This is a genomic window from Dietzia sp. B32 (genome assembly GCF_024732245.1).
Lineage (GTDB): Bacteria > Actinomycetota > Actinomycetes > Mycobacteriales > Mycobacteriaceae > Dietzia.
Map to the genome: position 1 here is coordinate 1,104,331 of NZ_CP093845.1, position 23,930 is coordinate 1,128,260.

Here is a 23,930-nt window from a genome sequence, read left to right on the forward strand (position 1 = left end):
GCGGGTCCACACACGACGGGCAGGTCCACACACGACACCGCGCCCGGCCCCCTCTCGGGTGGGGCCGGGCGCGGCTGTTCAGGGGAGGGAGTGTCCCGGGGCCGTGAGCGCCGGGGCATCCGTCAGGTGTGGATCAGGGCACCTCGGTGGCGAGGGTGCGGTCCTCGGTCATCTCGGCATCCGCGTTCATCACGTTCTTGCTCGACTCCGTCATGGCCACCACGCACAGCATCGACATGGCGGACAGCAACGAGAGCATGATCCCGACGCCGAGGGTGTTGCCCGCGGCGACCATCGCGGCGGCGGCCAGTGGCGGCAGTGCGCCACCGAGGATGCCGGCGAGGTTGTAGCCGAGGCCGGCGCCGGTGTAGCGGTACCGGGCCTGGAACAACTCCGGCAGGAGTGCGCCGGCCGGGCCGTAGGCGATGCCGAAGATGATGAGCGTGACGAAGAGGACGATGGCGAACGCGATCGGCGACCCGGTGTCGAGGATCGGGAACACGAACAGCGCCCAGACCACGGCCAGCGCCACCGAGGTGCCGATGACCTTCTTGCGGCCGATCCGGTCGGAGTACATGGCCGAGATCGCGATCGCGGCGCCGAAGATCAGGGCGGCGATCATGCCCATACCCAGGACGAACGGGCGGGTGTGCTCGAGGTTCTTGGTGGCGTAGTTCGTGAGGAACGAGGTGCCCATGTAGAAGAGGGAGAACAGCGAGGTGAGCGCGCCACCGGCGATGAGGATCTCCTTCCACTGGTAGCGGAGCGCATCAGCGAACGGCAGGGTCTTGGGTGCCGCGTCCTCGGAGGCCAGGGCCCGGTCCTGCTTGAAGACCGGGGTCTCCTCGATGGAGACTCGGATCCACAGGCCGATGAGCACCAGCACGGCGGACAGCAGGAACGGGATACGCCAGCCGTACTGCATGAACGGGCTGTTGACGTCAGAACTGTCGCCGGCGACCAGCGAGAAGATGAGGAACGTGCCCGAGGAGAGGAAGAACGCGAAGGCGACGCCCAGCTGCGGCCACATCCCCATCATCCCGCGCTTACCCTCCGGCGCGTACTCGGCCGTGAGCAGGGTCGCCCCGGCCCACTCGCCGCCGACCGCGAAGCCCTGGAAGAAGCGACAGACCACGAGGAGCGTCGGGGCCCAGATGCCGATGCCACCCTCGAACATTCCGAAGGCCCCGGTGCCGTACCCGGGGAGCAGGCCGATGAACACGGTGGCGATGCCCATGATGAACAGCGTCCACACCAGGGTGCGCTTACGACCGATGCGGTCTCCGAAGTGACCGAAGAGGGCGGCACCGACCGGGCGGGCGAAGAACGCCACCGCGAACGTCGCGAAGGACGAGAGCGTCGCGGCCGCGGCGTCCTGGCCCGGGAAGAACAGAGTGGGGAACACGAGCGCGGCGGCGGTGCCATAGATGAAGAAGTCGTACCACTCGATCGTCGTTCCGATCGAGGAGGCCGCCGCCACCTTCGCGAGCGAGGTCTTCTTGGGCTCCGGTGTCAGGGGTGACGACGGTGGCGTCGCATTCCCTGCGGGGAGGTTCGTGGCAGTCAAGTCAGGCTCCAGTCCTGTGGGGCCGGGTGGGGCCCGGCGCGGTGCGTGATCCCCGACGGGTGAACGTCGATTAAGGGAAAGATATGTGACTGGCACCACACCCGGTACACCCGAAAGTGGATGGGGGGTGATCCGGGCCACAGGCGGGCGTCCACGGGAGCCCCGTCCGGGCCCGACGACCGCTGCTCGGGTACGACGAGAAGAGCGTCCCGCACACCTGCCCCCCGGGGGCAGGTGTGCGGGACGCTCTCGTCGACGGCGGCCTCGGGTCGGCCGGTGCGATGGAGGGACCGCGTGGGGAATCAGGGCAGGACGCCGAGGAGCCGGGCGCGTGCCACGGATTCCATCCGGGACCGGGTGCCGAGCTTCGTACCGATGTTGCGCAGGTACGCCTTGATGGTCTCCGGGGACAGCGACAACCGCGCCCCCACCTCCGCGTTCGAGCAGCCGAGCGCCACCTGGGCCAGCACGTCGATCTCGCGCGGTGAGAGGACGGACCTGGCGGGCACCGGGATGTCCCCGGCATCGGGCGTCCGTCCTACGCCCGCGAGGGCGGACCCGGCCGCCAGGAGCCGGTCGCGCAGCGCCGGGTCCCCCAGCTCCGCGGCGATCGCACGCAGCTCGCCGTGCAGGATCCGCAGCTGTTCGCGGTCCGTGGTCTCCAGGCCGACCGAGTGCTCGGCGGCGGCGAGATCGGCCATCCGCAGCCGGCGGTCGACCTCATCCCTGATCTCAAACTCCGAGGCCAGCTCGGAGGCGACCGAGTTGAACGTCCTGGCGACCTGATCGCCGAGTTGCGTGGCCACCCGCGCCGACCCGTACAAAATCGTCCGCGCGACACCGGAGACCATCACCGGCACCGAGATGATCGCACGCAGGCCCTCCTGCTCCACCGCGTCGGCGTAGTCGCGGGTGATGCTGGAGCAGTCCTCGTAGTCGCGGACCGTCGCGGGTCGTCCGGACGCCATGACGTGCCCCCCGAGCCCCCGGCCCTTGGCAACGGCCAGACCCTGCATGGAGTTCGTGCGAACCCCGATGAAGCGGGTGAGCTTCGCGGTCTCGCCGTCGGCCTGCCCGGCGAACACGATCGGCAGACCGGACTCCTGCCGCGCGCGGCGCAGGGCGCCGAGCACGGCGTCCGAATCACTGGGTCGAAGGGTGGTCATGGTCAGCTCCCGAGAGTGGAGGCGGTCAGCTCCGCGCGGAATCGCGGATGCTGGTGATGATGGCACTGAAGTCCTTGCCACCGTTGTCCTGTGCGAACTCGTCGTACAGGGCCGCGGCCGCCGCACCGAGCGGCGCGACCGTACCGGTGCTCTCCAACGCCGCCAGGGCCAGTCCCAGGTCCTTGTTCATCAGGGCCGTGGCGAAGCCGGGCGCGAAGTCGTTGTTGGCCGGCGACGTCGGCACCGGGCCGGGCACGGGGCAGTTGGTGTGCAGCGCCCAGCTGTTGCCGGTCGCCCCCGTGACGACGTCGTAGAGTGCCTGGTGCTCGAGCCCCAGCCGCTCGGCGAGCACGAACGCCTCGCCGATCGCGATCTGGTGCACGGCCAGCACCATGTTGTTGCAGACCTTGGCGGCCTGACCGGCCCCCGCCGCGCCGCAGTGGATGACCTTGCCCGCCATGGGCTCGAGCACCGGCTGTGCGGCGGCGAACGCCTCGTCCTCGCCGCCCACCATGAACGCCAGCGTCCCCGCGGTCGCGCCCTTGACACCGCCGGAGACCGGGGCGTCCACCTGGAGCATCCCCGCCTCGACGGCCTTGGCGTGCACCGCCCGGGCGTCGTCGACCGAGATGGTGGACGAGTCGATGAACAGGGTTCCCCGCTCCGCCTCCCCCAGGACGTCCTCGTAGGTGGAGGTGACCAGCGCGCCGTTGGGGAGCATCGTGATGACGACCCCGGCCCCGCGGACCGCCTCGGCCGGCGTCTCGCAGACGGTCACACCGGCCGATCGCGCGGCCTCCTGCGCGGCGGGGACCGGGTCGAAACCGCGGACCTCGTGGCCGGCACCGACCAGATTGGCCGCCATGGGACCGCCCATGTTGCCCAGCCCGAGGAAAGCGACGGTCGGCAGTTCGTTGGTCATTCCTACGCTCCCAGTCCGCGCGCGGCGACGGCCCTGCCGACGACGACGCGCATGATCTCGTTCGTGCCCTCAAGGATGCGGTGCACCCGCAGATCCCGCACGATCTTCTCGATTCCGTATTCGGATAGATACCCGTAGCCGCCGAACAACTGCAGCGACCGGTCGGCGATGTCGAAGCACCGGTCGGTGACGAACAGCTTCGCCATAGCACACAGCTCGACGTGGTCGGGTTCCTTGGCGTCCAGCGCCGCGGCGGCGCGCCACAGCATGAGCCGACTCGCCTCCAGCTCGGTGGCCATCTCGGCGAGGGTGAACCGGATGGTCGGCTCGTCGATGAGCGCACCGCCGAACGCCTCGCGGTCCCGCACGTGTGCCACGGCCCGCGAGTACGCCTCCTGGGCCCCACCCAGCGAGCAGGCGGCGATGTTGATGCGCCCGCCGTTGAGTCCACGCATCGCGATGGTGAAGCCGAGCCCCTCCCCGCCGGTGTCCGCGCCGCCGATGAGGTTGGCGGCCGGGACCCGGACGCCCTCCATGATCACCTGCGCGGTCGGCTGGGCGTTCCAGCCCATCTTCCGCTCGTCGGGGCCGAAGCTCAGCCCGTCCGAGTCGGCCGGGACCAGGAACGCCGAGATGCCCTTGGGGCCGGCCTCCCCGGTCCGGGCCATCACCAGGTAGACGTCCGACTGGCCGCCCCCGGAGATGAACTGCTTGGTGCCGCTGAGCACGTAGTGGTCACCGTCGCGGACCGCCTTGGTGCGCAGCGCCGCCGCGTCCGACCCGGCGCCCGGCTCGGTGAGGCAGTAGCTGGCGAACTTCTCGAGCGAGGCCAGCTGGGGGATCCACTGCCGGCGCTGCTCGTCGGTGCCGAACTCGTCGACCATCCACACGCACATGTTGTGGATAGACAGGTACGCCGCCACCGACGGGCACCCGCGCGCGAGCTGCTCGAAGATCCGCACGCCGTCCAGTCGACGCATCCCGCTGCCGCCGACCTCCTCGGAGACATAGATCGCGCCCATGCCCATCCCGGCGGCCTCGCGGAGGACGTCCTTGGGGAAGTGGTGGGTCTCGTCCCACTCCTGCGCCTTGGGACCGATCCGCTTGTCCGAGAAGTCGCGTGCGGCGTCGACGATGACCTTGTCGTCGTCATCAAGGGTGAACATGGGTGTTCCTCTCCTGGGGCGAGCCGGTCAGTCCATCGTGGGGATGTTGAAGTCGGCCCCGTCCTTGATGCCCGACGGCCAGCGCTGCGTGACGGTCTTGACCTTGGAGTAGAACTTGATCGACTCGGGGCCGTGCTGGTTGAGGTCGCCGAATCCGGACTTCTTCCAGCCACCGAAGGTGTGGTACGCGATCGGGACCGGGATCGGCACGTTGACGCCGACCATGCCGACCTGGACGCGGGAGACGAACTCGCGGGCGGCGTCGCCGTCGCGGGTGAAGATGGCCACGCCGTTGCCGTACTCGTGGTCGTTGGGCAGGCTCAGGGCCTCCTCGAAGTCCTTGGCGTGGACCACCACGAGGACGGGCCCGAAGATCTCGTCGGTGTAGACGCTCATGTCCGGGGTGACCTTGTCCATCAGCGTGGGGCCGACGAAGTATCCCCCGGAGATGTCCTCACCGTTGAAGCTGTCCGTGTACGCGCCCACTCCACGCCCGTCGACGAGGAGCTCCGCGCCGGCCTTCTCGCCCTGCTCGATGTAGTCGAGCACCCGGGCCTTGGACTCGGGGGTCACCAGCGGGCCGTAGTCGGACTGCGGGTCGTGGCTGTGGCCGACCTTGAGCTCCTTGACCTTGGGCAGCAGCTTGGCGATCAGCGCCTCGGCCGTGCCCTCGCCGACCGGCACGGCCACCGAGATGGCCATGCAACGCTCGCCGGCGGAACCGAAACCGGCGCCGAGCAGGGCGTCAGCGACCTGGTCCATGTCGGCGTCCGGCATGATGATCGCGTGGTTCTTGGCGCCGCCGAAGCACTGGGCGCGCTTGCCGGTGCGGGCGGCGTTCTCGTAGATGTACTGCGCGATCGGGGTGGACCCGACGAAGCCGACGGCCTGGATCGTGTCGTTGTTCAGGATCGCGTCCACGGCCTCCTTGTCGCCGTGCACGACCTGGAAGATACCGTCCGGCAGGCCCGCCTCGGTGAACAGCTCGGCCAGGCGCACCGGCACGGAGGGGTCCCGCTCGGAAGGCTTGAGGACGAAGGCGTTACCGCACGCGATGGCCGGGCCGGCCTTCCACAGCGGAATCATGGCCGGGAAGTTGAAGGGGGTGATCCCGGCGACCACACCGAGCGGCTGACGCATGGAGTAGACGTCGACGCCGGTGCCCGCGTTCTCGGTGAACTCGCCCTTGAGCAGGTGCGGGATGCCGATCGCGAACTCCACGACCTCGAGGCCGCGCTGGATGTCACCCTTCGCGTCCGGGGTGGTCTTGCCGTGCTCGATCGCGAGCAGCTCGGCCAGCTCGTCCATGTTCTGGTTGACCAGGTCCACGAACCGCATGAGCACGCGGGCACGCTTCTGCGGGTTTTGCGCCGCCCACGCCTTCTGGGCGGCCGCGGCCTTGGCGATGACCTCGTCGACCTCGGCCGTCGTGGCCAGCGGCACGACCGCCTGGGCCTTGCCCGTGCTCGGGTTGAGCACCTCCTGGGTACGACCACTCGTCGCGGCGACCCTCTTACCGTTGATGTAGTGCTCGACCTGCCTGAGATCCGACATGGACGTCCCTTCCTCAGTGGGGCGGCGCGCTGTTCTCGCCCGCTCACCCCTGTCCCGTGATGCCCATCACCATATACTTGCAACTCCTAGTAATCCATAGCCGGGGCCCTATCGGCCCCGGACCCTCCCCTTTCGGGTGTACCGCCACCCCCTGGCGCGGACCTACTGTGAGCTGACTCACTCACACGTTCCGTCGACAGGAGCATCCATGCCCCCGCTGCCCACCGAGGCCACCGTCCGGTTCCGCGCCGCCCGCGACTTCCTCCAGGCGCACGCGCAGGACTACGACGCCGCGCGGGACGGTTTCGCCTGGCCCGAACTCGACGAGTGGAACTGGGCGCTGAACTGGTTCGACGTGCAGGCCGAGGGGAACGACGACCCGGCACTGTGGATCGTCGAGGAGCACGACGGCGGCGGGGCCCCCACGGAGGCCAAGTACTCGTTCGACGAGATGCGGATCCGGTCCGACCGCACGGCCAACTGGCTACGCGACAGCGGCGTCGGGCCCGGCGACCGCATCCTGCTCATGCTCGCCAACCAGGTCGAGCTGTGGGACGTCATGCTGGCCGTGATCAAGCTCGGCGCCGTGGTCATCCCCGCCACCACCCTGCTCGCCGAGGGCGACCTGCGGGACCGCATCGCGCGCGGCGGGATCAAACACGTGATCGCGCGCGCCGAGTTGGCCGGGCGCTTCGCCGACATCTCCGGCGACTACCAGCGGATCTCGGTCGGCGGGGACGAGCGGGGTGGCGCGCCGGAGGGCTGGACCGATCTGGCCGCCGCGATGGACGCCTCGCCCGACTTCGAGCCCAGCCACACCACCCACGCCGACGACACACTGCTGCTGTACTTCACCTCAGGAACCACCAGCAAGCCCAAGCTCGTCGAGCACACGCACGCCTCCTACCCCGCGGGCCACCTGTCGACCATGTACTGGATCGGCCTGCAGCCCGGCGACGTCCACCTCAACGTCTCCTCCCCCGGCTGGGCAAAGCACGCCTGGTCCAACGTCTTCACCCCGTGGATCGCCGGGTCGTGCGTGTTCATCTACAACTATTCGCGGTTCGACGCGACGGCGATGATGCGCGAGATGGACCGCTGCGGGGTGACCAGCCTGTGCTGCCCCCCGACCGTGTGGCGGATGCTCATCCAGGCCGACCTGACCCAGCTGCAGGTCCCGCCCCGCCTGGCGGTGGGCGCCGGCGAGCCGCTCAACCCCGAGGTCATCGGCCGGGTCCGGGACGCGTGGGGGGTGACGATCCGCGACGGGTTCGGCCAGACCGAGACCACCGTGCAGATCGCCAACACCCCGGGCCAGCCCATCAAGGACGGCTCGATGGGCCGCCCGTGCCCCGGCTTCGACGTGGTGCTGGTCGACCCGGCCACCGGCCAGGAGGTCGCCGGCGACGGCGCGGAGGGCGAGATCTGCCTGCGCCTCGATCCCCGCCCGCTGGGTCTGATGGTCGGTTACCACGGTGATGCCGAGCGCACCGACGCCGCCTACGCGGACGGCTTCTACCACACCGGTGACGTGGGATCCCGGGACACGGAGGGCTACATCACCTACGTCGGGCGCACCGACGACGTGTTCAAGTCCTCCGACTACCGGATCTCGCCGTTCGAGCTGGAATCGGTGCTGCTCGAGCACCCGGCCGTCGCCGAGGCCGCCGTCGTCCCCTCCCCCGACCCGGTGCGGCTGAGCGTGCCCAAGGCCTTCGTCGTCCTGGCCGGCGGGTGGGAGCCCACCGAGGACACGGCGCGCGAGATCTTCGAGTACTCGCGCACCCATCTGGCCGGGTACAAGCGGGTCCGGCGCCTGCAGTTCACCGACCTGCCCAAGACCATCTCCGGCAAGATCAGGCGGGTGGAGCTGCGCCGGGGCGAGGTCGACAACGGCCCGTCGGTGGACTTCCCCGGTGAGTTCCGCGAGGACGCACTGCGCTGACGGTGGACGCCGTCCGGGGCGTGCGAGGACGGGCGACGACGACGAGGTGGTCGTCCCCGTCCGGTGCGCGGTCCGCGGGCGGGATCCGCCCGGGGCAGGTCCCGACGCGGCTCAACTCCGGAGGAGGCCGTCGATCTCCTCGGGCGTCCAGGGCGGATGCGAGTGGAAATCGCGGTACGCCAGGATCTGCGCCTCCGGCGTGGGGAATCGTCCGATGAAGCCGCCCGAGCCGGCGAAGACGCCGCCGGTGATCCCCGCGGATAGGTCGGAGACGAGATAGGTGTAGAGGGGTGCGACGTACTCCGGCCCCGCCGGGTCCAGTGCCCCGGCCACGCTCAGTTCGTCGAGCATTCCCCGCCGGCCCAGGTCCCGGATCTGCTCCTCGTAGGCCTCACCGCTGGACAGGCGGGTGCGCGCGCCGGGGCACACGACGTTCGCCCGGACCCCGTGCTCGGCCAGTTCCGCCGCGATCGCCATGGTCAGCGACGTCACGGCGCCCTTCCCGGCCGGGTAGCCGGTTCCGCCGTAGTCGCCCTTCCAGGCGAACGACGACGTGGTGACGATCGCGCCCGAGCCCGCCTCCACCAGGTGAGGCGCGAAGACGCGACAGGGGGCGAACACCGTGCCCAGGTGGGCGTCGATGAGGTCGGCGAAGTCGGCGTGGGACACCGTGAGGATCGACGACCCCGCCGGTTCGGGCACCCCGGCGCACGTGATGAGCCCGCCCACGACCGAGTCCCCCTCCCTCGCCCGGGCGAGAAGTTCCTCGGCCACGGCGGGCTCGTGCGCAGACCCGGCGACGCCGCGGATCCGGCCGGTCGACCGTGCCGCGAGGTCGTCGACCTGCTCGGCCAGCGCCCGTGGATCCCGGCCGTTGAGCACGACGTCCGCACCCCGGGCCGCCAGTTCCTCGGCCACCGCGGCCCCGATCCCGCGCGAGGATCCGGTGACGGCGTAGGCCCGCCCGGCCAGGTGGAGCGCGGTCACTGCCGGCGGTCGTGGTCGGGCCCGCGGTCGGCGAGGACCCGCTTGGCCCACCCGTAGTCCGTCTTGCTGCTGGGGTGCCGCTCCACCTTGTCGACGACCCAGAACGCGACCGGGATCTTGAACCCCGCCAGGGTCGCGCGCAGCGCCTCCTCCAGGGCCGCGAAGTCACCGGTGTGGCCGTCATCCCACTGGAGCACCGCCCCGACCCGGTGGCCGAACCTCTCGTCCGGCACGCCCAGCGCCACGGCGTCCTGCACGCCCTCGGCGGCCTTGAGCGCCGACTCGACCTCCTCGGCGAAGATCTTCTCGCCACCGGAGTTGATCACCTGGCTGCCCCGGCCGAGCATGATGATCGTGTCCGGGCCGTCGTACCTGCCGCGGTCGCCGGTGAAGACCCGCCGGGTCCCTGCGATCTCGCGGAACGTCTCCGCCGACTTGGCGGCGTCCTTGTAGTAGCCACTGGGCTGGTAGCCGGCCTTGACGATCCAGCCGATCTCGGTGGAGTCGTCGGGCAGCGGCTCGTCGAAGTCGTCCACCAGTTGCAGGCCGCTGCCCCGGGGGATGCGGGGGCCGTGGTCGGTGAACAGGGACCCGTCGTCGACGTTCGCCTTCGTCACGACTCCCAGGCCGCCGAAGCCGCTCTCGGAGGATCCGAACGCGTCCATGATCATGAGATCGGGGCGCAGCTCGAAGAGTTCGGCCTTGACCGACGGCGAGAACAGGGCCGCGCCGGAGCTGACCATGAACACGCTCGAGGTGTCGGCACCGGTGCCGCGCATCCGTTCCAGCATCGGCCGCACCATGGCGTCGCCGGCGAGGACGACGATCTGGATCTTCTCGCTCTCGATCTCCTCCAGCACGTCGTCCGCCCGGAAGTGCGGCAGGTAGTGGCACGTGCCCCCGGAGAACAGCGCGGTGAACGAGGGCATGAGCCCGGAGGTGTGGATGAGCGGGAGCAGCACGAGGTAGCGCGCGGGGTCCCCGCCCAGGCCGGCACGGGACTGGTGGTATTCGTCGGGTACCGGCTCCCCGGTGTAGTAGTCGCTGCCCCCGCCGAGGCTGCGCCACAGGTCCTCCTGGCGCCACATCACGCCCTTCGGCTTGCCGGTGGTACCGCCCGTGAAGACGAGGAAGAGGTCGTCCGCGCTGCGTTCCACCGGCGCCCGGTCCGGCGAGGCCGCGGCGAGGAGCTCCCGGGCGTCGAGCGTGCCGGACGGCAGCTCCCCCGCCCCGGACCCGTCCTCGACCACGATGAGGTGACGCAGCCGCTCCGCGTCCCCGACCGCACCCGCCACCGCCGGGGTGAACTCGCGATGGAAGACCAGGGCGCAGGAGTCGGAGTAGTCGTACAGGTACCCCAGCTCGGTTCCCGCGTAGCGGTAGTTGATGCTGACGGGCACGGCACGGAGCTTGAGGACGCCGAGGAACAGCGCGATGCAGTCCACCCCGTTGCGTAGGTGGACCGCCACGTGGTCGCCGGGGCCCACCCCCCGGGAGGCCAGCGCATCGGCCCAGCGGTTGGCCTCCGCCTCCAGCTCCGCGTACGTGAGCCTGCGTTCGCCCTCCACCACCGCGAGCCGGTCGCTCCCGTACGCGTCGACCGCGTGCTCGAAGAGGTCTGCCAGGTTGTGTGCCATGTCGGGGTCCTCCGGGACGGGCTGCTCAGGCGGGGCGGGCTGTTGATGGGGGCGGGTTACAGGTGGGGTGGGCGGCTCATGAGGCGGGCTGGTGGCGGGCGGGCTCAGACCGGGGTGATCGGCAGCGGCGTCCGCGTGGGCCCGAAGCTGAACGCGGCGCCAGTGCTGATGCGGGTGACGGCGACCTCCTCGGTCTCGCGGGCGGGTTCGTCCCCCAGCCTGAGGACCGCTTCCACGCGCGAGGCGTCCGACGGGAGGCGCTCCACCGTCCAGTGCGGGTCGACGGCCTGCGCGGCGGCGGCGAGAGGACGGAGGCCGTCCCGAGCGAGCAGGGGTAGCCAGGTGTCGTCGTGGAACCCGTCGGCGGTGGTGTCCCAGCGGACGGTCACCTCGGTGCCGTCCGCCGAGACCTCCGACGTGTAGCCGGTGTAGGCGGTCGGACCGGCCAGCGGATGCAGGTCGAGAACGGCGGCCAACCCACTGGCGTCCGGGGTCGCCCCCAGCACGTCGCGTATCCGTCCCGCCGCGACCCCGGCGATGCCGGTGGCCTGATAGGCCAGGAGCCGGTCGGCGGTCTCGGTATCCGACCGACGTCGCACCGACTGGTGGAATCCCACGGCGAGCAGGTGCATCTGCAGATAGACCTCGCGGATGATCCTGATGAGCGCCGCCGAGGTGAACTCGGAGAAGACCAGGTCCGTCAGCAGCGGTCCCGCATAGTCGTCGCGCGCGCCCTCGCCGGCGGTGTCCCGCGGCGCCGGGGGGTCGAACCGGAAGTCGATGATCCGGCTCGACGCGGACTCGAGCGCGGGTCCGGGCACCGGGAACGGCTCCGTCTCCGGGTCGATCCGCACCCGCCAGTGGCAGTGCGGGGTACGGCCCTCCGGGGCACGCGGAGGGCGGTGGATGGGCTCGACGATCGCGTGGGGATTGGTGGCGAGGGCGGTGGCGGGGAACGTGGGGTCCTCGATGTCGTGGCACATCGTGGTAACCAGTCGGTCGCCCATCGGCTCCACATCCATGAGGGCGCCGCAGTGATCCAGCCAGAACTCACCGTTGTCGTGGTCGGCCACCGAGTACCGGAAGTCCATGAACTCCGGCGGGGCGCCGACGTCCAGCTGGAATCCCTTGAAGATCTCGGCGACGCCGTCCCCGGTGATCGACAACGCGTCTTTCATGCGACGGGCGTAGTGCGGACTGGCGGCCTGCCACTCCTCTATCGCCACGTCCCGCATGCCGTCGACGCCGAACTCGCCGAGCAGCGCCGGCATGCCGGCGCGGTCGATGAGCTGGCCGATGAGCAGCAGGTCGGGAAGGAGCCGCGCCAGGGTGGCGTGGTCGAGGGCTTCGAGGGGATCGCGCGGCGAGGCGGCGCTCACGGGGCTCAGACCTCGTCCGGGGAAGAGACGGGCCACAACGGAGCCGGGCTGTCCTCGATGCGGTACCAGCCCTCCGGTTTGTCGCCGGCCGCCTCGAACCGCTTCTTCATGGAATCGGTGAGCGCGTCGGCCTCGTACATGCGCATGAACAGGTCCACGACATTGCCGAAGTCGAAGAAGTCGCGGTGCCACGCCCACTGCTGGTTGCCGTTGTAGAGGAACCACGACCCGCCGAGCCCGTGCACCTCGTACGGCGCACCCGTCTTCGGGTCGACGGTGTCCCGCGCGATCTGCTTCCACAGGCACAACACGTCCCCGGTCTCGGGGTCGATGATCGTCCGGATGTACGGGTACTCCCAGCCGTCGAGGCCGGCCATCTCCTGCCCCAGCGCGATGTCGCGGATCTGGTCCCGGCCGACCGCCATGAAGTCGTCTTTGGTGCCGTAGTTCCACCCGTAGGTGGCGTCCTCGGCGTAGAAGTCGGCCAGCGGCGTCCAGTCCTTGTTCCGCTCGCACTCCGCGTTGGCCTCGATCCAGCGCTGCACGAACTCGGCGATCTCGGCACGGTCGTATCGGGTCACGTCACTCACTCCTGGAAGTCTGTTGTGTGGGCACTGTTCTCGTGGGCACTGTCGTTCTCGTGGGCCCTGTCGTTGTCGACCAGTCGCAGCGCCTGCGTCGGGCAGTACTTGACGGCGGCCTTGACGGCCTCGAGTTGATCGTCGGGGATCCCGCCCCGCTTGGCCCGCACCTTGGCCTCGGACCCCTTGGGCACCGTGAACCAGTCGGGTGCCTCGGCCTGACATTCGGCGTGGGCCTGGCACAGGTCGAAGTCGACCTCCACCCGCAGCGACTTCCCCCCGCTCATCAGCGCGCCCTCCTGCGGTAGCGGACGGTGCAGGGCTGGGCCAGCTGGACGACCATCTTGGAGTGGTCGTTGTGGTAGCTCTCCGCCGGCTGGGCGAGCTCGAATTCGAACTCCCGCAGCAGGACCGAGAAGATGGCCTTGATCTGCAGCTGGGCGAACGCCGCACCCACGCAGCGGTGACGGCCGGCGCCGAAGGGGATCCAGGTCCAGCGGTTGACGATGTCCTCCTGCCGCGGCTCGGCGTAGCGGTCCGGGTCGAACGATTCCGCGTCGGGGAAGTCCTCGGGTAGCCGGTTGGACACCGCCGGGGAGGCCGCGACGGTCTGGCCGGCGTGGACGACGTAGTCCCCGATCCGCACGTCCTCCTGGGCGACGCGCATGAGGATGATGAGGGGCGGGTGCAGCCGCAGCGTCTCCTTGAGGGCGTTCTCCACATTTGGCATCTGCCGGAGTGCGCCGAAACTGTACTCCGCGCCGTCCGCGTAGACCTCGTCGAGCTCCGCCACGACCCGGGCGAGGTACTCGGGGTGCTTGAGCAGCTCGATGAGCATCCACGCGCTCGTCCCGGAGGTGGTGTGGTGCCCGGCGAACATCATCGAGATGAAGATCCCGGTGACCTCGTCAGGGGTGAACCTGTGGGTGCCGTCGGGATCCTTGACCGAGACCAGCACGTCCAGCAGATCCCGGTCCTCCTTGTCGGCGGGCGGGTTGGCGACGCGCTCGTCCATGATCGCCGAGACGAGCTCGACCAGCCCGGCGCGCGCCGCGTCGCGCTTGCGGAACGCGGGAATGTCGGCGTAGGCGTCGATGTAGGCGTGGGGGTCGGTCCCCTGCTCCAGGTCGTGGTACAGGTGCGCGAACCGGGAGTCGAGCTGCTCGCGGAACTTGGGGCCGATGAGGCACGCGGACGAGGTGTAGATGGTCAGCTCGGAGAACCACTCGAGCAGGTCGATCTCGCCCTCGTCGCCCCATTCCGCGACCATGCGCTGGACCTCGTGGGGGATGGTGACGGCGTGCTGACGCATGTGGTCCCCGCGCAGGGCCGTGTTGTGCAGCATCTCCGAGCGGCGCTCGGGGCTGGCGTCGAAGACGACGCCCTCGCCGAACACGGGGGTCATGAACGGGTAGGCGGCCGCCTGGTCCAGCGCCTCGTCGGGCGCCCGGAAGAAGGCCTCGTTCGCCGCGGCGCCGGAGGCCAGGCAGATGTCGCGGTCGGCGATCCGGAACACACCCAGGTCGCCGCACTCCTCCCGGACCCGCCAGAACAGACTGATCGGGTCGGTGCGCAGCTCGTCCATGTGGCCGAGTTCGCCTTCACCGCCGGACACCCGCTGCGGCTCCTCGAGGGTCGAGAAGTCGATGGGCTCGTCGGTGGAACTGTCGATGCTGGTCACGAGTAATCCTCCTCGATGGGGGCCTCCGGCTGGATCTCCAGCTCGGTGATCTGGGCGCCGCGGGGCATGGACACCATGGCGGTGACCCCGCGCGCGAGGTCGGCGGGTTTGCACATCCGGGGATGACGGCCGAATCCGTGCCGGACCCATTCGTTGATGACGGCCTCGGCGGTGTCCTGGTCGAAGTCCGTGCCCATCTCGGTCATCACGGGTCCCGGTCGGACCACGCCGAGCCGCACACCGGTGCCCTCGAGCTCCCTACGGGCCTGCTTGGTCATGGTCTCGAGGCCGGCTTTGGCCGCGACGTACGCGCCGGAGCGGGGGCGGGCCGTGTAGGCGACGTCGGAGCCGATGACCACCACGTCCCCGCGGCGGCGGTCGATCATGCCGGGCAGCACCGCGTGGAGCAGGCGGTGGACGGAGAGCAGATGGATGTCGAGCTGGGCGGCGAAGTCGGCCGGGTCCATCTCCCACACCCGTGCCATCTTCAGGCTCCCCGCACTGGAGACCAGCACCTCGGGAGGACCGTAGGCGTCCGCGGCCGCGGCGACGAAACCGGCGACCGAGTCGGCGTCCGTGACGTCGACGGGACGGGCCGTGGCCTCTCCCCCTGCCTCGCGGATGGCCGTGACGAGGTCATCGAGCCGATCGGCGCGGCGCGCGCCCACGACGACGGGGTGCCCGAGGGCGGCGAGGGCCTCGGCGGTCGCGCGGCCGATGCCGGACGAGGCGCCGGTGACCAGGGCGGGGCGCCCGCAGGCGTCCGGATGGGTGGGGAAACGCAGGCTCATCGACCCGCCACCTCGACCCGCATGGGCAGGTGGGCGAACCCGCGGACATTGGAGGAGTGGACGCGCTCGGCCCCGGGGAGCAACTCGTACCCGGTGATCGTGCGGGCGATCATGTCCAGTGCGATGCGGCCCTCGAGCCGGGCGAGGTGCGCGCCGAGGCAGAAGTGGGGTCCCTGGCCGAAGCTGAGGCTGGCCGTCGTGTCGCGCGCGAGGTCGAACGTGTCCCCGTTGTCGAAGACCTCCTCGTCGCGGTTCGCGGACCCGATGAGCAACAGGACCTTCTGGTCGGCGGGGATCGTGACGCCCCGCACCGTGGCCGCCTCCGTGGTGGTGCGCAGGACCATCTGGCTGGAGGTGTCGAAACGCAGCGTCTCCTCCACCCATGCCGGCGCCAGGGCCGGATCGTCGAGGACGGAGCGTGACTGCCCGGGATGCTCGTGGCCCCAGAACAGCACGTTGGCCAGCAGCTTGGTGGTGGTCTCATTGCCCGCGACCACCATGAGGAACAGGAACGACAGGATCTCGTCGTCGTCCAGCTTCTCCCCGTCGATCTCGGCGTCGAGCAGCGCGGAGGTGAGGTCGTCGGTCCTTCCCCGGCGCCGGTCGGCGACCATCCCCTGGTAGTAGGTGATGAGGTCGAGGGCCGCCACCATGGAGTCCTGGGGTACGTCCTGCACGCCCTCCTCGCGGTGCATGACGAGGTCGGCCAGGCGGCGCAGTTCCGCCCGGTCCACCTCGGGCACGCCCATCAGGTCGGAGATGACGTCCATGGGCAGCTTGCCGGCGTAGTCGTCGACGAAGTCGAAGGTCTCACCGTCGCGGGACCGCGCCAGGCACTCGTCCCAGTACTGCCGCGAGATCTTCGAGATCCCCTCGGACAGTGCGTCCACCCGCCTGGACGTGAACCCCTTGCTCACCAGTTTGCGCAGGCGGGCGTGCCGGGGATCGTCCATCGCGAGGAACGACATCGTCTTGTAGGCGTGCGGCCCGTACGCGGCCGGGTCCAGCGAGACCCCCATCGCGTTGGAGAAGACGTCCGGGGCGCGGAACGCCTCACGCACGTCGGCGTGCCTGCTCAGTGCCCAGAAGTCCAGTTCCGGGTTGTGATAGACGGGCGCCTCCGCGCGCAGACGTGCGTAGAACGGATACGGGTCCTCGTGCACCGCGTAGTCGTACGGGCTGAACACGAGCGGAGCGGGTGTCGCGGTGGTCATCTCGGGTGTCACCTCAGGATCAGTCGTGCTGCGGATTCGATCGCGTCTGCCATGTCGGAGTAGGAGCCGTAGCCCATCCCCGCCCGGACGAGGGCGCCGGCGTAGACCATCTCCAGCGCACTGACGACCTCGTCGTCGTTCTCCTCCCCCAGCGCCGCCACCAGGCGACGGCGGATGTCGGCGCCGATCCGGACCCGCAGATGGGAGACCTCGGGGTCGTCGCCCAACAGGGCCGCGGTGACCGCGGACGACAGTTCGGGCTCGTCGGCGAGCAGGAGCGCGACGTCGCGCAGCACCGCCACCACCCGGTCCGCCGTGGAGCCGCCGTCGGCCTCCCGGGTCACGTGGTCGTCCAGTCGACGCCAGAACACCTCGGCGATGAGGTGCCCCTTCGAGGAGAAGTAGGTGTAGGCCGTCGCCGGCGCCACGCCCGCCCTGGCGGCCACGGCCCGGACGGCCAGGCCCCCGGGCCCCTTCTCCCGCAGCACCTCGACCGCCGCGCTGGTCAGGCGGTCGACGGTCTCGGCCTGCTGGCCGTTGAGCCTGCGCCGCGTCGATTCGAACCGAAGATCACTGGACATGTGTCTGGACAGTACACCACCGTCCGGACTATCGTCTAGACAGCTGTCCACCCCAGACGTACCGCCCCACTGCGACGGAAGGCTCCACGTGACGACGAGCATCACCGACACCGCCCCCCTGCTGATCGGCGGTGAGCTGCGACCCGCGACCGGAGGCGCCTCGTTCGACGTCCTCAACCCCGCCACGGAGGAGATCATCGGCCGCGCCGCCGACGCCGGGCACGAGGACATGGACGCGGCCATCGCCGCCGCGCGCGCCGCGTTCGACACGACCGACTGGTCCACCGACCACGCGTTCCGCGCGCGGTGCCTGCGCCAGCTGCGCGACGCACTGCAGGGCCACATCGAGGAGTTGCGCGCGCTGACCATCGCCGAGGTCGGTGCACCCCACATGTTCACGACCGGGCCCCAGCTGGAGGGACCCGTGGCGGACCTGGGCTGGCTCGCCGACCTGGTGGACTCCTACCAGTGGGTCACCGAGCTCGGCGAATCCGAGATCATGGGCGTGCGCTCCAACCGCTCGACCCGGCGCGAGGCGGTCGGCGTGGTCGGCGCCATCACCCCGTGGAACTTCCCCAACCAGATCAACTTCGCCAAGATCGGCCCCGCGCTGGCCGCCGGCTGCACGGTGGTGCTCAAGCCCGCCCCCGACACTCCGCTCATCGCCGCGGCCGTGGCCCGGATCGCCGCCGAGGAGACGGACATCCCCGCCGGCGTGCTCAACGTGGTGTCGTCGTCCGATCACGGTCTCGGCGAGCAGTTGACCACGGACCCGCGCGTCGATCTGGTCTCCTTCACCGGATCCACCGCGACCGGCAAGAAGATCATGGCCGCCGCCGCCGAGACGCTGAAGAAGGTCTTCCTCGAGCTCGGCGGCAAGTCCGCGGCGGTGGTCCTCGACGACGCCGACCTCGGATCCGCCTGCTTCATGACGGCCCTCAACGCCTGCACGCACGCCGGCCAGGGCTGCGCGCTGACCACGCGCCTCGTCGTGCCCCGGGAGAGGTACGACGAGGCCGTCGAGGCGGCCAAGGGCGCCATGGCGGCATTCGCCCCGAAGGACCCCAACGATCCCGGCGCGTTCTGCGGCCCGGTGATCTCCGCCGTCCAGCGCGAGCGCATCGAGGGCTACATCGCCCTGGCGCGCCAGGAGGGCGGGACCATCGAGATCGGCGGCGGTCGCCCCACCGGTGAGGGCATGGAGCGCGGGTTCTGGGTGGAGCCGACCCTCATCTCCGGCCTGGACAACTCGGCACGCGTGGCACAGGAGGAGATCTTCGGCCCCGTTCTCGTGGTGATTCCGCACGACGGCGACGCCGACGCCATCCGTATCGCCAATGACTCCCCCTACGGGTTGTCCGGCGCGGTGTGGGGCACCGACCCCGAGCGGATCGAGAAGGTCGTCGCAGGCATCCGCACCGGCACCCTCGGCGTCAACGGCGGCCAGTGGTACGGGGCCGACGTGCCGTTCGGCGGTTACAAGCAGTCCGGCATCGGCCGCGAGATGGGTCGCGAGGGGTTCGAGGAGTACCTCGAGATCAAGTCCGTCGCCACCCCGGCCTGAGTCCCCGGACAGCCCGGACAGCTCGGACAGCCCGGGCACCCCGGCACCCGGGCACCCCGGCCCGCACCACCCACCAGCACGACCCCACCGACAGGAAGAGACACACGACATGGGACGTTTCGACGGTAAGACCGCCATCGTGACCGGAGCCGCCGGCGGCATCGGCGAGGAGTACGCCAAGGCGCTGGCCGCCGAGGGCGCGAACGTGGTGGTCGCCGACGTGTCGACCGAGAACGGGGAGCGCGTCGCCGCGGACATCGTCGCCGCGGGCGGCCAGGCGGTCTTCCAGCACACGGACGTCTCCGACCCGGAGTCGGCGAACGCCTGCGCCGAGGCCGCGGTCGAGAAGTTCGGCCGGCTGGACATCCTGGTCAACAACGCCGCGATCTTCGGCGGCATGAAGCTCGACTTCCTCATCACCGTGCCGTGGGACTACTACGAGAAGTTCATGTCGGTGAACCTGAACGGTCAGCTGCTCATGGTCCGCGCCTGCTGGGAGAAGATGGCCGCCGCCGGCGGTGGCGCGATCGTCAACCAGTCCTCCACCGCCGCGTGGCTGTACTCGGGCTTCTACGGCCTGGCCAAGGTCGGCGTCAACGGCCTCACCCAGCAGCTCGCCACCGAGCTGGGCGGATCGAACATCCGGATCAACGCCATCGCTCCCGGGCCGATCGACACCGAGGCCAACCGCTCGTCGACCCCGCAGTCGATCGTCAAGGAGATGGTCGACAAGCTGCCCATCAAGCGCATGGGCCAGCCGGAGGACCTGGTCGGGATGCTGCTGTTCCTGCTGTCGGACGAGGCGTCCTGGATCACCGGACAGATCTTCAACGTCGACGGCGGACAGGTCATCAGGTCGTGAGCGGACACCAGGACACGGTCGCCGCGCGCATCGGCCCCGGCACGCCCGGGGACTCCCCCGCCCCGGTCGGGTTCATCGGGCTGGGCAACATGGGCGCACCCATCGCGAAGCGGCTACTGACCTGGCCGGGCGGGCTCGTGGTGTGCGACGTGCGCCCCGAGGCGATCGAGCCGTTCGTCGCAGAGGGGGCCTCCGCAGCCGCGACCGGCGCCGAGGTGGCCCGCACGGCGCGGCTGGTGTCCGTGACGGTGCTCGACGACGCCCAGGTGCGTGACGTCGTCGACGGCCCCGAGGGGATCCTGCGCACCGCCGCACCGGGGACCGTGATCGCGGTCCACTCCACCATCGCCGACTCGACGGCCGTAGAGCTGGCCGAGGTGTGTGCGACCGCCGGCGTCCACCTGGTGGACGCGCCGGTGTCCGGCGGAGCGCAGGGTGCGGAATCCGGTCAGCTCGCGGTGATGGTCGGCGCGCCGCGCGAGGTCTACGAGGCGTGCAAGCCGGTGTTCGCGCTGTGGGCGGGCATGCCCGTCCACGCCGGAGAGGTGGGCGCGGGCACGCGGATGAAGCTGGCCCGCAACCTCCTGCACTTCATCTCCTTCACCGCGACCGCGGAGGCCTCCAGGCTGGCCGAGGCCGCGGGCATAGACATCACCAAGCTGGGACGGGTGGTCCGCCACACCGACGCCATCACCGGCGGCGCCGGGGCCGTGATGCTGCGCGACACCACCGCGCCGATCGCGGCCGACGATTTCTGGCACGGCGTGTTCACCCACGTCCGTGGCCTGGGAGAAAAAGACCTCTCCCTGGCCCTGGGCCTGGCCGATCGGCTGGGCGTCGACCTGCCCCTGGGGTCGATCGCACTGCGCGACCTGGGCACCGGGTTCGGTGTGGGTCCGGGCGAGCTCGCCCGCCGCGCGGCCGTCGTCGCGTCAGACGGTGCCGCGGGGAACGGACGAGACCACGACGACGACGAGGAGGACCGATGAGCGACACCGCGGACACCGGGATGAGCCCGGAGCGCGAGCACGGATTGGCCATGATGACGGAGGTGTACGGCTTCGAGATGTCCGACGGGCCGGGTGACTACTTCGCCGAGACGGCTGATCACCTGTTCGGCAGGATCTGGTCCCGCCCGGGCCTGAGCCACCGCGATCGCCGACTGCTCCTCCTGGGGGCGTTGACCGCCCAGGGCAACACCGATATCGCGGACATCCAGGTGGGCGCGGCGCTCGGAAACGACGAGCTGACGCCGGAGGAGTTGGAGGAGATCGTGCTCTTCCTCTGCTACTACGCCGGCTGGCCCAACGGGACGAAGCTCGGAAACGTGGTGGGTCCGCACGTGGCGCGCGCCCGCAAAGCCGCCCGCCGCGCCGAGGGCTGAGGGTCGGGCGATAGGTTGACTTCCATGACCGCACCCGAGATCGAACCCGCGCTGCTCGCCGTAGCGCTCGCCGCCCCCGGCTTCATGCCGCTGGAGGAGGGCACCACCCTGTACGAGATCGCCTGTGAGTTCCTCGGTGACGGCGTGGGTGTGGAGATCGGCACCTACTGTGGCCGCTCCACCGTGTTCCTCGGCGCCGCCGCCCGCGTGACCGGTGGCAGCATCGTCACCGTCGACCACCACCGGGGCTCCGAGGAGCACCAGCCCGGCTGGGAGTACCACGACACCACCCTGGTGGACCCGCACACCGGCCGCCTCGAGACGCTCGGTGCGTTCCGGCACACCATGTGGGACGCCCGGCTGGACGACGTGGTGACCGCCGCGGTGGGCACGTCCACCCAGGTGGCGCGCGTCTGGGGCAAGCCCGCGTCGTTCGTGTTCATCGACGGTGGCCACTCCTCCGAGGCGGCGCAGGCCGACTACGAGGGCTGGGCCCCCTGGGTGCAGATCGGCGGTGCGCTGCTCATCCACGACGTGTTCCCGAACCCGGAGGACGGTGGCCGTCCCCCGTACGAGATCTACTGCCGCGCCCTGGAGTCGGGCCAGTTCACCGAGGTCCGCGCCGTGGATTCGCTGCGCGTGCTGCGCCGCGACTCCGGCGAGGTCGGCGCGCCGATGCCCTGACCGAGCGCCCTCGCCGCGCCCTCGCCGAGCCCTCGCCGAGCCCTCGTCAGATCCGCTACTCCGAAGCCGGATCCGCTACCCCGATACGGGTAGCGGATCCGGCGGGAGAGTAGCGGATCTCGTTGTCTGCGGGTGGTCCGGGCGGAGGAAGGGCCGGGCGGGGTGTACAGGCCGGGTGACGGATGGGCGGGGCGGCTGGGCCGGGTCCACAGGCGGGCTCACACGGCCCAGCGGCCGCCGGCGTTCCAGGCGTCCCCTGGCGAGGGCCGGCCGCGCCGCGAGTGCAGGAACCGGCCCACCACGGCCGCCCCGAGGTCGTCGACGTCCGGCGCGACCACCGTGCCGTCGACCCGCCGGGCGAGGGCATCGAGGAACCGGGACAACCCCGGGTCGTCGCCCAGGCGGAAGAACGTGGTCTGGGCCCCGAAGCGCGCAACCCGGTCCAGCTCGTCCACCGTGGTGCGGATGGTGTCCGGGTCCGGCGGATAGGCGAACCACGGATCACCGCCGCTGAGCAGGTGGGCGGTGGGTTCGCCGTCGGTGACGATGAGCAGCACGGGCTGCATCGTCGGGTGCTCCCGGAAGTACCGCCCCGCCAGGAGCAGCGCGTGGTGCAGATTCGTCCCTGCCTCGTACTGCGCGTCCAGGGCGAGCAGGTCCTCGACGGTCCGGGTCTGGGCGAAGCGGCCGAACGAGATGAGCTGCAGCCGGTCCTGCCGAAAGCGGGTGCTCACCAGGTGGTGTAGCGCCAGGGCCGTCCGCTTCATCGGCACCCAGCGCCCCTCCATGGCCATGGAGAACGACGTGTCCACGAGCAACGCCACGGCGGCCTGGGTGCGGGCCTCGGTCTCGCGGACCTCGATGTCCTCCGGCAGGAGCCGGATCCCCGTCCCCGGGTCACCTCCCTCGGCGGCGATGCGGGAGATCGCGTTGCCCACCGTCCTGGGCACGTCCCACGACTCCACGTCGCCGAACTCCCATTCGCGGCTCGATCCCGTCTGCTCCCCCGCGGCCCCCGACAGCCGGGTCTCGCGCGCCCCGGTCCGTCCGGACAGCCGCTGCGCGGCGTCGCGGAGCAGGGACCTGCCGAGCTTGCGCAACGCGGACGGGGAGAGTCTGAGGTCCCCGTCCGGCCGACGGCTCAGGTAGCCGGACTCGCGCATCTGCTGCTCGAGCCGCGCGAGGGTCTGCACGGACACCGCCGCCTCGCGCCCGAGATGGCGGGCCACGGCCTCCAGGTCGAGTTCGGACAACGGGGACCGGTCACTCCGTGACAGCTGCTCGGCGAGCCGGTCCAGGTCCCCGAGTTCGGCCATCGCCGAGGTCCCCTCGGACATCCCCAGCCCCTCGGACCCCTCGAAGTCCTCGGAGCCGTCCCAGTCCTCGCCCGGACGCAGGGACTGCAACAGCCCGTCGAGCCGGCCGAGCTGCTCCATCAGTTCGGGCGACCCGAACGCCTGTTGCGACAGTGCCATGAGCTCTTCCCGTTGCTCCGGGGTCATCGAGCGCATCATCCGCTGGGCGGCCGCCGCCCTCCTGGCGAGGGTGTCGATCAGCTCCTCGACGTTCTCCGGCTGCTCCGGGAATGCGTCGGAGTGCTTGTCCATGAATTCACGGAAGTCCTCGGGGGTGTCCTGCCCGCGCGAGTGCTTGTCGAGTAGATCGGTGAGGTCCGACAGCATCTCCGAGACCGCGGCGCAGTCGGCGTCGGTCGCGTTCTCCAGTGCCTGCTTCATTCCGGCGAAGCGGGCGTCGAGCACCTCGGCACCCATGAGGTCCTGGATCCTGCGGTAGGCCTCGCGTGCGTCGGAGGAGGCCCAGTCGTAGTCCTTGAGCTCCCCCACCGCGGCGGCGGGCGAGTCGGGCAGGCTCTCGATGGTCATCTCCCGCAGGGTGCGGTCCATCGGGTCCATCGCGGTGTCGCGTGCGAGTTGCCCGCGCTCGGCGAGCAGTGCCTCGTCGAGCAGCTGGGAGATCTGGTCGAGGGTGCCGCCCAGGCGATTCCGCTGGAGCAGTTCTCGGCGACGACGCTGGACCCGACCGGCTAACTCGTCGAGGCCCGTCTGGTCGCGGCCGCCGCTGCGGAGGAACTCCCGCATGGACTGCTCCGGGGAGTACCCGGCCATGACTCCCTCGGATACCGCGTCGAGCGCCTCGGAAAGGTCGAGTGGGGGCGCGAGCGGGTCCGGCCCGCCGACGTAGCGCCCGTAGCGGGCGCGGGGTTCCGGTCGCGACATCGCGCACCTCCTGTTCCGGCGGCCCACG

General features: G+C 70.4%; 21 protein-coding genes. 6 read left to right on the forward strand and 15 right to left on the reverse strand.

Annotated features, from left to right (window positions below; translation table 11 throughout):
- Positions 1-133: 133 nt before the first annotated feature.
- From L8M95_RS05280 to L8M95_RS05300, 5 genes are all read right to left on the reverse strand, one after another.
- On the reverse strand, positions 134-1,567 hold the full coding sequence (locus L8M95_RS05280) for an MFS transporter (protein ID WP_260488463.1): 1,434 nt from the start codon (positions 1,565-1,567) through the stop codon (positions 134-136).
- A 302-nt stretch (positions 1,568-1,869) separates the two neighbouring features.
- Positions 1,870-2,733 (reverse strand): LuxR C-terminal-related transcriptional regulator, encoded by an 864-nt coding sequence (locus L8M95_RS05285; RefSeq protein WP_260488464.1) that lies wholly within the window; start codon positions 2,731-2,733, stop codon positions 1,870-1,872.
- A 25-nt stretch (positions 2,734-2,758) separates the two neighbouring features.
- Positions 2,759-3,655 (reverse strand): 3-hydroxyisobutyrate dehydrogenase, encoded by an 897-nt coding sequence (gene mmsB / locus L8M95_RS05290; protein WP_260488465.1) that lies wholly within the window; start codon positions 3,653-3,655, stop codon positions 2,759-2,761.
- 2 nt (positions 3,656-3,657) lie between these two features.
- Positions 3,658-4,821, reverse strand: a complete 1,164-nt coding sequence (locus L8M95_RS05295) for an acyl-CoA dehydrogenase family protein (protein WP_260488466.1) — start codon at positions 4,819-4,821, stop codon at positions 3,658-3,660.
- Positions 4,822-4,848: 27 nt separating this feature from the next.
- Positions 4,849-6,375, reverse strand: coding sequence for a CoA-acylating methylmalonate-semialdehyde dehydrogenase (locus L8M95_RS05300; protein WP_260488467.1), 1,527 nt, complete (start codon positions 6,373-6,375; stop codon positions 4,849-4,851).
- Between the two features lie 208 nt (positions 6,376-6,583).
- On the opposite strand from L8M95_RS05300, the gene L8M95_RS05305 reads away from it, so the two are divergent.
- A complete protein-coding gene (locus L8M95_RS05305) occupies positions 6,584-8,320 on the forward strand; it encodes an AMP-binding protein (RefSeq protein ID WP_260488468.1) in 1,737 nt (578 codons plus the stop codon).
- 111 nt (positions 8,321-8,431) lie between these two features.
- On the opposite strand, the gene L8M95_RS05310 is transcribed toward L8M95_RS05305, so the two are convergent.
- From L8M95_RS05310 to L8M95_RS05350, 9 genes are all read right to left on the reverse strand, one after another.
- Entirely contained in the window at positions 8,432-9,307 is an 876-nt protein-coding gene (locus tag L8M95_RS05310) for an SDR family NAD(P)-dependent oxidoreductase (RefSeq protein WP_260488469.1), read from the reverse strand.
- A complete protein-coding gene (locus L8M95_RS05315) occupies positions 9,304-10,944 on the reverse strand; it encodes an acyl-CoA synthetase (RefSeq protein ID WP_260488470.1) in 1,641 nt (546 codons plus the stop codon). Before L8M95_RS05315 ends, L8M95_RS05310 begins: the two co-directional genes overlap by 4 nt.
- A gap of 104 nt (positions 10,945-11,048) precedes the next feature.
- Positions 11,049-12,323, reverse strand: a complete 1,275-nt coding sequence (locus L8M95_RS05320; protein ID WP_260488471.1) for a hypothetical protein — start codon at positions 12,321-12,323, stop codon at positions 11,049-11,051.
- A gap of 5 nt (positions 12,324-12,328) precedes the next feature.
- On the reverse strand, positions 12,329-12,904 hold the full coding sequence (locus tag L8M95_RS05325; protein ID WP_260488472.1) for a nuclear transport factor 2 family protein: 576 nt from the start codon (positions 12,902-12,904) through the stop codon (positions 12,329-12,331).
- A gap of 5 nt (positions 12,905-12,909) precedes the next feature.
- Complete coding sequence (locus tag L8M95_RS05330) at positions 12,910-13,173, reverse strand: ferredoxin (protein WP_260489168.1); 264 nt, start codon at positions 13,171-13,173, stop codon at positions 12,910-12,912.
- A gap of 17 nt (positions 13,174-13,190) precedes the next feature.
- Complete coding sequence (locus L8M95_RS05335) at positions 13,191-14,489, reverse strand: cytochrome P450 (RefSeq protein ID WP_260489169.1); 1,299 nt, start codon at positions 14,487-14,489, stop codon at positions 13,191-13,193.
- A gap of 92 nt (positions 14,490-14,581) precedes the next feature.
- Positions 14,582-15,376 carry an SDR family oxidoreductase gene (locus L8M95_RS05340; protein ID WP_260488473.1) on the reverse strand — a complete coding sequence of 265 codons (795 nt, stop codon included), beginning with the start codon at positions 15,374-15,376 and terminating at the stop codon, positions 14,582-14,584.
- A complete protein-coding gene (locus tag L8M95_RS05345; RefSeq protein ID WP_260488474.1) occupies positions 15,373-16,590 on the reverse strand; it encodes a cytochrome P450 in 1,218 nt (405 codons plus the stop codon). Before L8M95_RS05345 ends, L8M95_RS05340 begins: the two co-directional genes overlap by 4 nt.
- An 8-nt stretch (positions 16,591-16,598) precedes the next feature.
- The gene (locus L8M95_RS05350) at positions 16,599-17,171 is read right to left on the reverse strand and encodes a TetR/AcrR family transcriptional regulator (RefSeq protein ID WP_260488475.1); all 573 of its coding nucleotides are present in this window, start codon (positions 17,169-17,171) and stop codon (positions 16,599-16,601) included.
- Between the two features lie 88 nt (positions 17,172-17,259).
- On the opposite strand from L8M95_RS05350, the gene L8M95_RS05355 reads away from it, so the two are divergent.
- The 5 genes from L8M95_RS05355 (at position 17,260) to L8M95_RS05375 (ending at position 21,665) form a co-directional block, all read left to right on the forward strand.
- Positions 17,260-18,735, forward strand: a complete 1,476-nt coding sequence (locus L8M95_RS05355; RefSeq protein ID WP_260488476.1) for an aldehyde dehydrogenase — start codon at positions 17,260-17,262, stop codon at positions 18,733-18,735.
- A gap of 109 nt (positions 18,736-18,844) precedes the next feature.
- On the forward strand, positions 18,845-19,597 hold the full coding sequence (locus L8M95_RS05360; protein WP_260488477.1) for an SDR family oxidoreductase: 753 nt from the start codon (positions 18,845-18,847) through the stop codon (positions 19,595-19,597).
- A 29-nt stretch (positions 19,598-19,626) separates the two neighbouring features.
- Positions 19,627-20,586: an NAD(P)-dependent oxidoreductase gene (locus L8M95_RS05365; protein WP_312027455.1), complete on the forward strand. Its 960-nt coding sequence runs from the start codon at positions 19,627-19,629 to the stop codon at positions 20,584-20,586.
- Complete coding sequence (locus L8M95_RS05370; RefSeq protein WP_396119495.1) at positions 20,583-20,981, forward strand: carboxymuconolactone decarboxylase family protein; 399 nt, start codon at positions 20,583-20,585, stop codon at positions 20,979-20,981. Before L8M95_RS05365 ends, L8M95_RS05370 begins: the two co-directional genes overlap by 4 nt.
- Positions 20,982-21,005: 24 nt before the next feature.
- Positions 21,006-21,665 (forward strand): class I SAM-dependent methyltransferase, encoded by a 660-nt coding sequence (locus L8M95_RS05375; RefSeq protein ID WP_260488478.1) that lies wholly within the window; start codon positions 21,006-21,008, stop codon positions 21,663-21,665.
- Positions 21,666-21,883: 218 nt separating this feature from the next.
- Here L8M95_RS05375 and L8M95_RS05380 read toward each other — a convergent pair whose 3' ends face one another.
- Positions 21,884-23,902 carry a VWA domain-containing protein gene (locus tag L8M95_RS05380; protein ID WP_260488479.1) on the reverse strand — a complete coding sequence of 673 codons (2,019 nt, stop codon included), beginning with the start codon at positions 23,900-23,902 and terminating at the stop codon, positions 21,884-21,886.
- Between the last annotated feature and the right edge of the window lie 28 nt (positions 23,903-23,930).

Bases quoted from the DNA above. Each gene is read 5' to 3' on its own strand.
- L8M95_RS05360 (WP_260488477.1), top strand. From the start codon at position 18,845: ATGGGACGTTTCGACGGTAAGACCGCCATCGTGACCGGAGCCGCCGGC.
- L8M95_RS05380 (WP_260488479.1), bottom strand. From the start codon at position 23,902: ATGTCGCGACCGGAACCCCGCGCCCGCTACGGGCGCTACGTCGGCGGG.
- L8M95_RS05375 (WP_260488478.1), top strand. From the start codon at position 21,006: ATGACCGCACCCGAGATCGAACCCGCGCTGCTCGCCGTAGCGCTCGCC.
- L8M95_RS05300 (WP_260488467.1), bottom strand. From the start codon at position 6,375: ATGTCGGATCTCAGGCAGGTCGAGCACTACATCAACGGTAAGAGGGTC.
- L8M95_RS05295 (WP_260488466.1), bottom strand. From the start codon at position 4,821: ATGTTCACCCTTGATGACGACGACAAGGTCATCGTCGACGCCGCACGC.
- L8M95_RS05340 (WP_260488473.1), bottom strand. From the start codon at position 15,376: ATGAGCCTGCGTTTCCCCACCCATCCGGACGCCTGCGGGCGCCCCGCC.
- mmsB (WP_260488465.1), bottom strand. From the start codon at position 3,655: ATGACCAACGAACTGCCGACCGTCGCTTTCCTCGGGCTGGGCAACATG.
- L8M95_RS05350 (WP_260488475.1), bottom strand. From the start codon at position 17,171: ATGTCCAGTGATCTTCGGTTCGAATCGACGCGGCGCAGGCTCAACGGC.
- L8M95_RS05285 (WP_260488464.1), bottom strand. From the start codon at position 2,733: ATGACCACCCTTCGACCCAGTGATTCGGACGCCGTGCTCGGCGCCCTG.
- L8M95_RS05315 (WP_260488470.1), bottom strand. From the start codon at position 10,944: ATGGCACACAACCTGGCAGACCTCTTCGAGCACGCGGTCGACGCGTAC.
- L8M95_RS05305 (WP_260488468.1), top strand. From the start codon at position 6,584: ATGCCCCCGCTGCCCACCGAGGCCACCGTCCGGTTCCGCGCCGCCCGC.
- L8M95_RS05370 (WP_396119495.1), top strand. From the start codon at position 20,583: ATGAGCGACACCGCGGACACCGGGATGAGCCCGGAGCGCGAGCACGGA.
- L8M95_RS05345 (WP_260488474.1), bottom strand. From the start codon at position 16,590: ATGACCACCGCGACACCCGCTCCGCTCGTGTTCAGCCCGTACGACTAC.
- L8M95_RS05335 (WP_260489169.1), bottom strand. From the start codon at position 14,489: ATGGACGAGCTGCGCACCGACCCGATCAGTCTGTTCTGGCGGGTCCGG.